Origin of the sequence: Halomonas sp. G11 (assembly GCF_001663515.1) — a bacterium.
Classification (GTDB): Bacteria; Pseudomonadota; Gammaproteobacteria; order Pseudomonadales; family Halomonadaceae; genus Vreelandella.
This window is the reverse complement of record NZ_LYXG01000023.1, coordinates 157657-170325: the sequence shown is the minus strand read 5'-3', so window position 1 is coordinate 170325 and position 12669 is coordinate 157657. Positions and strand designations below refer to the sequence as shown.

The 12669-nt window shown below is 58.4% G+C and carries 13 protein-coding genes; 3 read left to right on the top strand and 10 right to left on the bottom strand.

Annotated features, from left to right (window positions below; all coding sequences use genetic code 11):
* Window positions 1–106 precede the first annotated feature (106 nt).
* Window positions 107–583, top strand: a complete 477-nt coding sequence (gene mntR, locus ADS46_RS11690; RefSeq protein ID WP_066320348.1) for a manganese-binding transcriptional regulator MntR — start codon at window positions 107–109, stop codon at window positions 581–583.
* Window positions 584–593: 10 nt separating this feature from the next.
* On the opposite strand, the gene ADS46_RS11685 is transcribed toward mntR, so the two are convergent.
* The 4 genes from ADS46_RS11685 to ADS46_RS11670 form a co-directional block, all read right to left on the bottom strand.
* Window positions 594–1316: an RES family NAD+ phosphorylase gene (locus tag ADS46_RS11685; RefSeq protein WP_066320345.1), complete on the bottom strand. Its 723-nt coding sequence runs from the start codon at window positions 1314–1316 to the stop codon at window positions 594–596.
* Window positions 1310–1765, bottom strand: coding sequence for an MbcA/ParS/Xre antitoxin family protein (locus tag ADS46_RS11680; RefSeq protein ID WP_234346821.1), 456 nt, complete (start codon window positions 1763–1765; stop codon window positions 1310–1312). Before ADS46_RS11680 ends, ADS46_RS11685 begins: the two co-directional genes overlap by 7 nt.
* A gap of 57 nt (window positions 1766–1822) precedes the next feature.
* A complete protein-coding gene (locus ADS46_RS11675) occupies window positions 1823–2599 on the bottom strand; it encodes a DUF3750 domain-containing protein (protein ID WP_066320343.1) in 777 nt (258 codons plus the stop codon).
* A 113-nt stretch (window positions 2600–2712) separates the two neighbouring features.
* A complete protein-coding gene (locus ADS46_RS11670; protein WP_066320342.1) occupies window positions 2713–3129 on the bottom strand; it encodes a DUF488 domain-containing protein in 417 nt (138 codons plus the stop codon).
* Between the two features lie 141 nt (window positions 3130–3270).
* Here ADS46_RS11670 and ADS46_RS11665 point away from each other — a divergent pair, with 141 nt between their 5' ends.
* Window positions 3271–3798, top strand: coding sequence for an HPP family protein (locus tag ADS46_RS11665; RefSeq protein WP_066320340.1), 528 nt, complete (start codon window positions 3271–3273; stop codon window positions 3796–3798).
* Between the two features lie 3 nt (window positions 3799–3801).
* On the opposite strand, the gene ADS46_RS11660 is transcribed toward ADS46_RS11665, so the two are convergent.
* Entirely contained in the window at window positions 3802–4107 is a 306-nt protein-coding gene (locus ADS46_RS11660) for a MarR family transcriptional regulator (protein ID WP_234346820.1), read from the bottom strand.
* Window positions 4108–4374: 267 nt separating this feature from the next.
* Here ADS46_RS11660 and ADS46_RS11655 point away from each other — a divergent pair, with 267 nt between their 5' ends.
* Window positions 4375–4941: a YIP1 family protein gene (locus tag ADS46_RS11655; RefSeq protein ID WP_066320331.1), complete on the top strand. Its 567-nt coding sequence runs from the start codon at window positions 4375–4377 to the stop codon at window positions 4939–4941.
* 25 nt (window positions 4942–4966) lie between these two features.
* On the opposite strand, the gene ADS46_RS11650 is transcribed toward ADS46_RS11655, so the two are convergent.
* From ADS46_RS11650 to ADS46_RS11630, 5 genes are read right to left on the bottom strand one after another with little or no spacing between them, the layout of a single operon-like run.
* On the bottom strand, window positions 4967–5779 hold the full coding sequence (locus ADS46_RS11650) for a peptidylprolyl isomerase (protein WP_066320330.1): 813 nt from the start codon (window positions 5777–5779) through the stop codon (window positions 4967–4969).
* 11 nt (window positions 5780–5790) lie between these two features.
* Window positions 5791–6474 carry a respiratory nitrate reductase subunit gamma gene (gene narI / locus ADS46_RS11645; protein ID WP_066320328.1) on the bottom strand — a complete coding sequence of 228 codons (684 nt, stop codon included), beginning with the start codon at window positions 6472–6474 and terminating at the stop codon, window positions 5791–5793.
* Between the two features lie 12 nt (window positions 6475–6486).
* Window positions 6487–7275, bottom strand: coding sequence for a nitrate reductase molybdenum cofactor assembly chaperone (gene narJ, locus ADS46_RS11640; protein WP_066320326.1), 789 nt, complete (start codon window positions 7273–7275; stop codon window positions 6487–6489).
* On the bottom strand, window positions 7268–8830 hold the full coding sequence (narH, locus tag ADS46_RS11635) for a nitrate reductase subunit beta (protein WP_066320324.1): 1563 nt from the start codon (window positions 8828–8830) through the stop codon (window positions 7268–7270). The genes narJ and narH overlap by 8 nt, the downstream gene beginning before the upstream one ends.
* The gene (locus ADS46_RS11630) at window positions 8827–12597 is read right to left on the bottom strand and encodes a nitrate reductase subunit alpha (RefSeq protein ID WP_066320321.1); all 3771 of its coding nucleotides are present in this window, start codon (window positions 12595–12597) and stop codon (window positions 8827–8829) included. Before ADS46_RS11630 ends, narH begins: the two co-directional genes overlap by 4 nt.
* Between the last annotated feature and the right edge of the window lie 72 nt (window positions 12598–12669).

Genomic DNA, 12669 nt, shown 5'->3' with positions numbered 1-12669 from the left:
CATCATGCAAATAGTTTAACCATGGCTAACAATTATTTCAGAAAATACGTTACCATCCTAATCAACGTTTTTACTCACTCTGATATAGCCAACCTATATAGCCATTATGAGCGATCATGAACAGCCGCCATTGCCGCCTACTTCACGCCTGAGTGGCGATGCACTGCCGCCTGTAGAACAGCACGCGCAACAATACGAAACCGTGCGCAATGCCCACGAAACAGAACTGATCGAGGATTATGTGGAATTGATCGGGGATCTTTTGCGCCACCGCGGCGAAGCACGCGCGGCTGATATTGCCAGTCGCATGGCGGTTAGCCAGGCGACCGTATCGAAAATGATCCGACGTCTGAATGAGCTGGGACTGGTAACGAGCCGCCCCTATCGTTCGCTCTTCTTGACCGAGGAAGGCCATAAAATGGCCGAAACCTCACGCGCCCGTCATGATATTGTGCTGCATTTCCTGCGCGCTTTGGGCGTTCGCGACACGACTGCTCGCATTGATGCGGAAGGCATGGAGCATCACGTCAGCGATGAAACACTGGCGATCATGCAGCGTTTTACTGAAAAGCATCAGTCATAAAACAGCCACTTCATTGTTTTTGCGATGGAGTTGGCGGCCCGGATACGGCTGAAAGCCGATTAACCTGGGCGATGGCACCGTTCCAGACCATTTCAAAGTGAGTGGTCTGAATCACCTGTTTGACATGACGCGGCGTTATCAGCGCCCAGCAGACGGCCCCGCTGTGCCGCACAGAATAATAACGCAATCCAACGCCTGCTGAGTGTCGCAAAGCCCCACCCAACGCCTGCGATGCCTGATAATCGTCGGCACGATAAATGGCATGGGTTGGCGCCAAGGCCAATGCATCCCGGCTTCCACCTTCATCGAACACGCATTTCAGGCCTCTGAAAACGAAGCGCTCATAATGCAATGACGGCACTTTCTGCCAGTACGCTTGCTGGTGGTATTTTACCTCCGCAATCGCGGCGCTCAGCGAATCGGCAACATAAAGTACGCCAAAGCTGCCGTCGCTGAAGCGTGAGCCATTGGGGTTGACGTGGGTAAAGGGTGCGGTGGCATAAGAGCAGCCGCGAATACCAAAGGGAATATCTTCAATGGGCACAAGCCCCAGATCGCCGACCTCGTTTCGCAAGCGTGGATTGGTCAATGCCTGAAGCGCGTAGAGCGCTTCAAACTCCTCGGCATCTGCCACGTCGTCAAACAGCTCGATGGGTGGAAACTTGCTGTTGACCAAGCGGTAACTCTCGACCCGTTTTGCGGCACATGTGGGCAGTTCCTCAGGCGTTACCACTGGGCACCCCGCAGGCTATCGATACGTTTGAAGGTCTCGTAAAGCGCGGCAAAATCACCACTACTTATGACGTCAAGCGGCGTACGGCCGTTGAAGTAGGGGTTATGATTGGCCATCGAGACAAATCCATACAGGTTCTCGGGGTTCTCAAACAGCATGCGTAATGCCGCATGAATATTGAGCAGATAGCTAATTCGCGTGAGTTGATCGCTGTCGAGCTTGATTTCAGCCACATCACCACGGCGCGCTCGGGCATAGGTGCTGTGGGAGACGCGCAAAATGGCCTCCCCCTGCTCACCGGTCGCGCGCCACTTATCCAGAATACGCACCGCGGCTTTCAGCCCTACCGCTGCCGCTGCCTTATTGTGAGCCAGTTCGCTTGCCGTTTGCATCGCCACCTCGCCATCTTTCTGTAAACACATATAAACAATAAATGTATCTACAGACATAATACACCATTGTGAGTGAGCTTGCCCACAAAGGAGACGTTCAGGCGATAGCCGTGCTTACTGGTGATTGCCCATGACGCGGGCCGGCATGCCCAGCCGTCCAATCCCCGGCAGTTTCAGCGCCGGACGCATGAGGTCGACGCCGATGCCCAGCCCCAGAAGGTTGACTTCAATACCTTCTTCCAGCGCCACCTGTACCCCTATGATACCGCCTAGCGAAAGCTGATACCCGGTACCGCTGGGGCTCGGCGCGAACACATCGTCAAACAGATAGTCCTTGCCCACGGCCGTCACCGGCAGCGATACATCGAAACCCGGGACCTCGCGGGCCACCCAGGCAATAAAACTGTTGCTGTTGGGGCCCGGCCACACTCGGTAGAGGTCAGCGTAGGGAAAGCGGGACGCCGCATCGGCAATCTGGGGAATCATTTGCTGAGCCTGGTCGCCGCGATAATCCGCCAGCACTTCGGGCGCATTGCCAAACCATGAGCGGTCGGGTGTGTCGATCGACGATACCACCGTGGGGCGCCGCCAGCTCAGCACCTGGTGCAGCCGGTAGTAGTCAGCATTTTGCGCCTTGGTGGCAATCCAGATATGCACCCCGAAAGCTCCCCGCCAGTTGTAAGCGCGGGCGGCGTAAACCTGAACCACCGCCTCCGAGACCTCCTCGGGGGCCGGGGCAATCGCGGCGGAGGAACGGTCAAGCGCCGACCAGTGGCCTTCGGTAACGATCTGGTCGCTGGCCAACATCCAGACGGGGCCGGCCAGCAACACCGCCAACATCACGATCAATACGGCCACCCAGCGCGCAAACGCCGCTAGCGTTTTCTTCATCTCTGACCTCGATTGGCAACGACCCCATTGGGTTCGGCAAATAAGCTAACCCGGCGCTGAGCACAAATCGAGGCGCTGATCTAAACGCGGTGCACACGCAAAGACCAAGCCGACTAGGAAGGGGGTAAAAAGCACGGTGGCGACGCACATTCACGATCGGCGACATCCTCTTGCCGCAACGCTTCGAGGAGCATGTCCCTTAGTACAGGCAAATGCGAATGCTCGGGATCGCGGGCAGCAGTCAGAAGCGTCAGCTTGCCCTGACGGGCATAGCGCATCAGCGGAATCAGCACCTCTGGCTCGGTCTTCAATGCCTTGCGATAGCGCTCGCGGAAGTCATCCTCGCTGATGGCGTGGCGGTGATAGTCGCGCCGCAACGCCGGCGCGGGCGAGGCGTCGCGGTACCATTCGTCAAGCGCAAGCGACGCGCGGGACTTGCCCCTTGGCCAAAGCCGGTCAACCAGCACCCTGGCACCGTCATCGTTTGCCTGCGGCGAGTAAATACGTTTGAAGACGATGTCATAACTCATCAGACTCTCCTCATCATGCCATGCCACGCAAGGCTAAAGAACGTCATGAAGCCGCTTCATGGCTGAATGCAAATCGCTCACTTGCTTTAAGGAGGTGCATTTTGTCATTATCTGCACCCTTTTGATGCAACAAGGCGCCAAATGAAAACCTACCTGGGGAAAATGCGTGGCGAACGTACCCGACGACCTTTTGTCGGTTGGCAGGACGCCTTCTGGTCATGGCTGGGCGCCTTTAGCGGCATGGCGCTGATTTGCTGGTTAAGCGCGGGCTGGCTCTCCAATGGACTGCTGATTGTCGGCTCGTTTGGCGCCACCTCGGTACTCATTTACGCGGCGCCGGAAAGCCCGTTTGCGCAACCCAGTCACGTCCTGTTTGGTAGCATGCTGTCAGCCGCCGTGGGTGTGGGCTGTTACCAATGGCTGGGCGCGACCCCGATGTCCATGGCGCTGGCCGTGTCATTATCCATTCTGGTCATGCAGCTCACTCATACAGTGCACCCGCCGGGTGCCGCCGCCGCATTGATTGCCGTTGCCGGCGGCGACAACGTGCACGCCCTGGGCTGGTGGTTTCCCCTGGTGCCGATTGGCGCGGGCTGTCTGATCATGCTGATGGTCGCCATCCTGATCAACAACCTGGCCCGCCATCGGCGCTACCCACGCTACTGGTAGTCGTCATACCCGCCCCTCCCAGTCAGGCAAGCGTATTTCCTCCTGCAGCTGACGAAGTTCGGGCTGATGCATTTCGGCAATTTGTGCCACGCGCTTTGCACCTTCTGTCAGCAAGTGGACTTCGATCTGGCGACGGTCTTCACGCCCTGGCCGCCGCTCCACCAACCCCAACTGTTCGCAACGGTCAATCAAGGTGACCGTGCCGTGATGCTTGGCCTGCAAACGCTCGGCCAACTGACCCACCGTCGCCCACTCCTGCCCTTCAAATCCTTGCAAGTGCAGCAGTAATTGATACTGCAGCGAGGTCATTCCATGTTCGCGGCAAATATTTTCGCTGTGGCGTAAAAAGCAACGGAGCTGGTAACGAAACTGGGAAAGCTGCTGAAAATCCCGTTTGGTTAATGACGACGTCGGATTATTGGGCATCGTTTGGCTATGTCTCTATTTAGCTGGGTTGGCTTGACAGCCACCAGTGTAGCGCCTAAACATTAAATATCACAATATGATATTTTAAACCTGAAACGTAGGCAACCGTTATCATTGCACGGTACGCGTAGCCAATGGGGAGGTGCTCCGATGAATTTACTGACCGCCGCACAAATGCCTTTTAATCATCAAGTGGGATGGCAAGAACTTCGCGGGCGGGAACCGTCGATACCTGCGCTTGCGGGATGGCTGGTACTACCCATGTCGCTTCTGCCACCAATCATGCTTTATTTTGCCGGCACTCACCACGGCGATGCGCTGATGCCTGGCTTTGCCGATCGGGAATGGCGGTTTATCACCACCATTTTATTTTTGGCCGAGCTGCTGACGTTTTTCATGATGGGGTGGGTGATTCATACCGTGGTCAATGGCACCCAGGCGCTTTCCATCGACTATCCGGACGCCTACCTGCTGGCCGCGCTGGCCCCACTACCGCTATGGGCATCATCGCTCATACTGCTCATTCCGAACCTGCTGCTTAATGTGCTGGTCGTGTTAGCGGCGCTTGGCGTCTCGTGCAGCCTGATCTATCACGGCCTGCAGGCGCTTTGCGGGAGACACGACCATGATATGGCCACCATGTCGGCGACCTATACCATCATGTCGGCAGGCGTGCTCGCTTGGGGCGTGCTGATGGCGCTGACCTGGGCTTACTAGGTTTTCCTGAATAACACGGCGGTGATCACTGCATCAGCGAGTCACCGCTATCATCGTCAAGCGCCACCCCTTCCACGCCAATATCCGCTTCCAGCGCCAGCAGGTAATGCCGCAGACCGCGGCGGGTCGCCTGTTCGTGCAGGCTAAGGTGTACACGGTCGGCCACATCACTATAGGCCAACTGCCGTCCGTCCTCGCGTGCGTCCACCATGACCAGATGCCAGCCGTAGCGCGACGCAAGCGGACGATCGTGCAGACCCTCCGGCAGGTGTTGCAGCGCGCGGTCAAGCTCCCCCACGGTTTGCCCTGGCACCAGCCAGCCAAGCTCACCACCCTGCTCATTCGAGGGGCAAGCAGAATAGCGCTGAGCAAACTCGGTCAACCGCTCAGGGTGCTGCCTGAGTGTTTCCAGCAATGTCACCCCCTGATGATACTGCGCGTCCCGTGCTTCAGCGTCGTCCGGCGCAGCGGCAAGCAGAATATGACGAACGCTCACTCGCGTGGGTTCACAAAAACGCTCAGGGTGAGTGGCGTAGAAACGCTCGCAGTCTTCTTCTGAGGGCTCAGGCACTGCAAGCTCTTGCTCGAGTAGCGCGGCAACTGCCTGATCATCAGCATCGTCGCCCTCTTGAAGCAGCCCAAGCTCGGTCGCACGCTGGCGCAGGAGTTCCCGAACCACCAGCGCCCGGGCGGCTTTCAACTGCGCGCTCCCGGCGCTGTCCGCCGGGTGGTACTGCATTTCCTGGGCGATATCACTGTCTAGAATGGGCTGACCACCAACACTAACCGCTGGAGTCGTTGCCTCGCCCGGTAGTTGTTCAATATCTATCATCTGCATGACAACACTCCTTAGCCTCTTTTACGCACCAACTGATAACGACGAGTGACATAGCCAAACGGCGCGCTCCATACATGAACAAGGCGGGTAAAGGGAAAGATCAAAATAATCGTCAAGCCGACCAGAATGTGCAGCTTGTAGATAAAGCCAACGCCTACGAGGTAACTGGCAGCGCCGCCCTGGAAGAACACCACCGCCTGGGCCCAGTGGGCAAGCTGAATCATCACGCCGCCATCAAGGTGATTCAATGCCGGAATGATCGTCAGCAGGCCTAACGAAACCTGCACCACCAGCAGTAAAATCATCAACGTATCCATGAGGCTCGACGAGGCTCGCACCCGTGGGTTGGCAACACGGCGATAAGCCAACATGGCACCACCCACTAGGCACATAACGCCAGCGATGCCCCCCACCACAATGGCGATGATTTGTTTGGTACCTGCGCTCATAAACGGTGCGTAGGCCCAGTGTGGCGTCAATAGCCCTACCAGGTGGCCAAAAAAGATGGTGATGATGCCGATATGGAATAGGTTGCTTGCTAACCGCATGTTTTTCGACGACAGCATTTGGCTGGAGCCGGTTTTCCAGGTGTACTGGCCGTGATCAAAACGCAGCAGGCTGCCAAGCAAAAATACCGTGCCCGCCAAATAGGGGTAGTAGCCATAAACCAGTTGATGAAGGTAGTCGCTAACCATGGGGATTCTCCTTTAGCGCTCGCTTGGGCCAGGCTTAGCGGCGCCAGTGCTGGGCATAATGTTAACGGGGTCGCTGGGAACGCTGCGCTTGCGCTCGGCAAGCCGACGCCCTTCGGCGGACTGCAGCGCGCAGTCCTGATCGGACTCGGCAGAAAAACGCACCGCTTCTTCTTCCCATACGGCATCCAGTGCCTCCGGCGTGTCATCAGGCACCTCGGCTTTCACCTCATCACGGTGTTCATTGACCTCCTCTTCAGCACCAATCAGTGCCAGTAATGCATAAGGAGCAAGGGCATGGTCCGCTTCGCGTTCTTCCAGCCGCGCCATCAATAGCGCCAGGATGTGACGAATTTCGCCCAGCCAACGGGCTATTTCCCCTTCCGGGCGCGTGGAGAGATACTCGAGAAACAGCGGCAGGAAGTCCGGCAGCTCACGCGCATCGAGCTCAAACCCGGCGGCCTGGTACTCGTTCATCAAATCGACCATTGCCTGACCGCGATCGCGAGACTCGCCGTGCACGTGCTCAAACAGCAGCAACGACGTCGACCGTCCTTTATCGAATAGCGCAACGTACTCTGCCTGCAGGTCGAGCAGATCAGTGTCGGCGATGCGCTGACACCAATTGATCAGCTGCTGGCGCAATGGCGAGCGCCAGCGACGCTCTGCGTCGATAATGTCGCTCAACTCACCGGTCGCCTGCTGCAGATCAACGCTGGGATAATCCAGAAGCCTGGCGAGCACGCGTAAACTCAACATTTCATCCTGCTCGTCGGGCAGCATGTTTTCGGCAGCGTTACCCATGTCGCGCCTCCTCGGCTTGAGCGTTGGGATCAAAGGTTTCAACCGGTTTGACCAGGGTGTCAGTGTTGGAGCGGCCGTTGAACAGGCTGGCCTTGCTCTCGCCATGGCAGCCCTCGCCAAAGCTGAAGCCGCAGCCGCCGCGTTCGGGAAACGCATCCGTGGCCATTTCGCGGTGGCTGGTGGGAATCACGAAGCGGTCTTCGTAATCGGCAATGGCAAGGTAGCGGTACATTTCCTCCACCTGGGTCGGCGTCAGATCCACCTGGTCGAGCACCTCGGTATTGGGCTCGCCCTCGACGTGTTTACCGCGCATATACAGACGCATGGCCATCAGGCGCTTGAGCGCCAGCACCACGGGCGCTTCTTCACCGGCGGTGAGCATGTTGGCCAGATACTTCACCGGGATGCGCAGGGACTCGATTTTCGGCATCACGCCGTCGAACTCGACCTTGCCGTCTTCCGCGGCGGACTGAATCGGCGACAGCGGCGGTACGTACCAGACCATCGGCAGCGTGCGGTATTCCGGGTGTAGCGGCAGCGCCAGCCCCCAGTCCATCGCCAGTTTATACACCGGCGATTCCTGTGCGGCTTGGATGACGTTATCGGTGATGCCGTCCTGTTTTGCCTGGGCAATCACTTCGGGGTCGTTGGGGTCGAGGAAGATCTCACGCTGACGATGGTAAAGATCCTGCTCGCTGGGCGCGCTTGCCACCTCCTCGATGCGGTCGGCGTCGTAGAGCAGCACGCCGAGATAGCGGATCCGGCCCACGCAGGTTTCCGAGCAAACCGTTGGCTGACCGGACTCGATGCGCGGGTAGCAGAAAATACATTTTTCGGATTTGCCGCTTTTCCAGTTGTAGTAGATTTTCTTGTACGGGCAGCCGGAAATACACATCCGCCAGCCGCGGCACTTGTCCTGATCGATCAGCACGATACCGTCTTCTTCGCGCTTGTAGATCGCGCCGCTGGGGCAGCTCGCCACACAGGTAGGGTTCAAGCAGTGTTCGCAGAGTCGCGGCAGATACATCATGAAGGTGTTTTCAAACTGACCGTAAATATCGGCCTGCACCTTCTCGAAATTCATGTCCTTTCGACGCTTGGCAAACTCGGTACCCAGGATTTCTTCCCAGTTCGGCCCCCACTCGATCTTCTTCATCCGCTCGCCGGAAATCAGCGAGCGCGGGCGTGCCACTGGCTGGTGCTCGCTTTGCTTGGCCGTGTGCAGGTGCTGATAGTCGAAGGTGAACGGCTCGTAGTAATCATCCACTTCGGGGAGGTCGGGGTTGGCAAAAATGTTGGCCAGCACCCGCCACTTACCGCCGATGCGCGGCTCGATCTTGCCGTCGCGGCGCCGCATCCAGCCGCCCTTCCATTTAGCCTGGTTCTCCCACTCCTTGGGGTAGCCAATGCCCGGCTTGGTCTCGACGTTGTTGAACCAGGCGTACTCGACGCCTTCGCGACTGGTCCAGACGTTTTTGCAGGTCACCGAGCAGGTGTGGCAGCCGATGCACTTATCGAGGTTGAGGACCATGCCTACTTGCGAGCGAATTTTCATTTGACGGCCTCCTGGACGTAATCGTTGCCTTCGCCATCGAGCCAATCGATGTGCTTCATCTTGCGAACCAGCACAAACTCATCGCGGTTCGACCCCACGGTGCCGTAGTAGTTAAAGCTGTAAGCGAGCTGGGCATAGCCGCCGATCATGTGCGTCGGCTTGGGGCAAACCCGGGTAACGGAGTTGTGAATACCCCCACGGGTACCGGTAATCTCGGAGCCTGGGACGTTCACCTGGCGTTCCTGGGCGTGGTACATCATCACCATGCCGACCTTGATCCGTTGGCTGACCACCGCGCGGGCGGCAATCGAGCCGTTAGCGTTGAAGACTTCCAGCCAGTCGTTGTCGTCAATACCCAGGTCGGCCGCATCGTCTTCGGACAGCCACACCACCGGGCCGCCCCGGTTGAGCGTCAACATCAATTGATTGTCCGAATAGGTCGAGTGAATCCCCCACTTCTGGTGCGGCGTCAAAAAGTTGAGTGCCTTGCTCTTGAAGCCGTTATCCGCCGGAAGCGGGAAGTTCTCGGCTGCCTTGGTGTTGATCGGCGGGCGGTAGACCAGCAGGCTTTCACCGAAGTCACGCATCCAGGCGTGATCTTGATACAGCTGCTGACGACCACTCACCGTGCGCCAGGGAATCAGCTCGTGGACGTTGGTGTAGCCGGCGTTGTAGGAAACGTGCTCATCTTCCAGGCCGGACCAGGTCGGGCTGGAGATAATCTTGCGCGGCTGGGCGACGATGTCCCGGAAGCGGATTTTTTCTTCCTGCTTGGGTGTCGCCAGATGGGTGTGATCCAGCCCGGTAATCTTGCCAAGCGCGCCCCAGGCCTTCACCGCCACATGACCGTTGGTTTCCGGGGCGAGGGTCAACACGGTTTCGGCGGCGTCGATCGCTGACTCGATGCACGGGCGGCCTTTGGCCGAACCCTCGAGCTTGCGTTTATTAAGCTTGCCGAGCAGCTCAACTTCGGAATCGGTATTCCAGTTGATGCCTTTACCGCCGTTGCCGAGCTTTTCAAGCGCCGGACCAAGCGACGTGAAGCGCTCATAGGTTTCCGGATAGTTACGCTGCACTTCCATCAAGGCAGGCATGGTTTTGCCGGGGATCGGGTCGCATTGGCCTTTTTTCCAGTCTTTGACATCCACCTGGGATAGCTCCCCCGGTGAGTCGTGCTGTAGCGGCAGCGTGACCAGATCGGTTTCTTCGCCAAGGTGGCCGACGCAGGCTTTTGAAAACGCCTTGGCAATGCCCTTGTAGATGTCCCAATCGCTGCGCGATTCCCACGCCGGGTCGGTGGCCGCCGTCAGCGGATGAATAAACGGGTGCATATCCGAGGTGTTCAGGTCATTTTTTTCATACCACGTGGCCGTGGGCAGCACGATGTCGGAATACAGGCAGGTGGTCGACATGCGGAAGTCCAGCGTCACCAGCAGGTCGAGCTTGCCTTCCGGCGCTTCGTCGTGCCATTTCACTTCTTCGGGCTTCTGGCCGCCAAAATCGCCCAGATCCTTGCCTTGAATACCGTGGCGCGTCCCCAGCAGGTACTTGAGCATGTATTCATGCCCCTTGCCGGAGCTGCCGAGCAGGTTGGAGCGCCAGATAAACATATTGCGCGGAAAGTTCTGCGGGTTGTCAGGATCTTCGGCGGCAAAGGAAAGCTCGCCTTTCTTCAACTGATCCACGACGTAGTCTTTGCTGGTCATGTCCGCGGCTTTTGCCGCTTCAGCAATACGCAGCGGGTTGGTGCCCAGCTGCGGCGCCGAGGGGAGCCAGCCCATGCGCTCGGCACGGACGTTGTAATCGATCAGGCTCCCGGTGTGCCGCGAAGTATCCGCCAGCGGCGAGAGAATCTCCTTGATCTCCAGCTTCTCGTAGCGCCACTGCGAGGAGTGGTTATAGAAAAACGAGGTGGAATTCATGTGCCGTGGGGGGCGCGTCCAGTCAAGACCAAAGGCGAGCGGGAGCCAGCCGGTCTGCGGGCGCAGCTTCTCCTGGCCGACATAGTGCGCCCAGCCGCCACCGCTCTGGCCGATACAACCACACATGATCAGCATATTGATCAGGCCACGGTAGTTCATGTCCATGTGGTACCAGTGGTTCATCCCGGCGCCGACGATGATCATGGATCGGCCTTGGGTTTTGTCCGCGTTATCGGCGAATTCCCGGGCGATCCGGGTTGCCTGCTCGGCGGAGACGCCGGTGATCTTTTCCTGCCAGGCGGGGGTATAGGGTTTGATCTGATCGTAAGCCGTCGCGCCGTCGTCTTCGCCCTCGTTGCCCAGGCCGCGGTCGATGCCGTAGTTGGCGCACATCAGGTCGAAAACCGTCACTGCCATTACGCTGCTGCCATCGGCTTTGATCAGCCGCTTGACGGGCAGGCAGTGATAGAGACGGTCGCCGCTCGCGCCGGCGACATGATTGAAGTGCTCGTGCTCGATGCCGCCAAAGTAGGGAAACGCCACCCGCGCGACGTCGTCGTGACGTCCCACAAAGGTCAGCAGCGGCTTGATCTCGCCGCCCTCGGCATCACGCGGCTCAAGATTCCACTTGCCCTGATTGGCCTCGTCTTCGCCCCAGCGAAAACCAATCGAGCCCCGCGGCACCACAAGCTGATCACGGGTTTCGTCCCAGGCAAGCGTTTTCCACTCGGGATTATTCTGCTGGCCCAGGTTGTCCGCAAAGTCGGCCGCGCGCAGTTGGCGACCCGGCACGATAGTGCCGTCCTCGCGGGTCTCCAGCTCGACCAGGCACGGCATATCGGTGTAGCGACGCACGTAATCGGTGAAGTAGACGCTTGGGTTGTTGAGGTGGAATTCCTTGAGGATCACGTGCCCCATCGCCATGGCAAGCGCAGCGTCGGTGCCCTGCTTGGCGCTCATCCATTCGTCGGTGAGCTTGGAGACTTCGGCGTAATCCGGCGTGATCGAGACCGTCTTGGTACCCTTGTAACGCACCTCGGTAAAGAAGTGGGCATCCGGCGTGCGGGTCTGCGGCACGTTGGACCCCCAGGCGATGATATAGCCCGAGTTGTACCAGTCGGCGGACTCGGGCACGTCGGTCTGCTCGCCCCAGGTCATCGGCGAGGCGGGGGGCAGATCGCAGTACCAGTCGTAAAAGCTCATGCATACGCCGCCGATCAGCGACAAATAGCGACTGCCGGCGGCATAGCTGACCATCGACATCGCCGGGATCGGCGAGAACCCGAGGATGCGATCCGGCCCGTATTGCTTGGCGGTGTATACGTTGGAGGCGGCGATCAGCTGGTTGAGTTCGTCCCACTCCGCGCGCACAAACCCGCCCATGCCCCGGGCGCGCTTGTACTGCTGGGTTTTCGCTGGGTCGCTAACAAGGTATTCCCAGGCATCCACCGGGTCGTTTTTTTCAGCCAGCGCTTCGCGCCACAGGCTCAGCAGGGCTTTGCGGATCAACGGGTACTTCAAGCGGTTGGCGCTATACATGTACCAGGAGTAGCTGGCGCCCCGAGGGCAGCCGCGCGGTTCGTGATTGGGAAGATCGGGCCGCGTGCGCGGGTAATCGGTCTGCTGGGTCTCCCAGGTCACCAGGCCATTCTTGACGTAGATTTTCCAGCTGCACGAGCCGGTGCAGTTCACACCGTGGGTAGAGCGCACGACTTTGTCGTGCTGCCAGCGGCGGCGGTAACTATCTTCCCACTGGCGGTCCTCTTGGCGAACTTCACCGTGGTCACTCGCAAAAGGCTCGCGGGCTTTGCGGAAAAAATTTAGCCGGTCAATGAAATGACTCATGGTCGATCTCCAGGCTTCTCAAAGGAAAGCAATCGCCTGATAGCAGACGTCTTGGAAATCGATTGTGGGGGA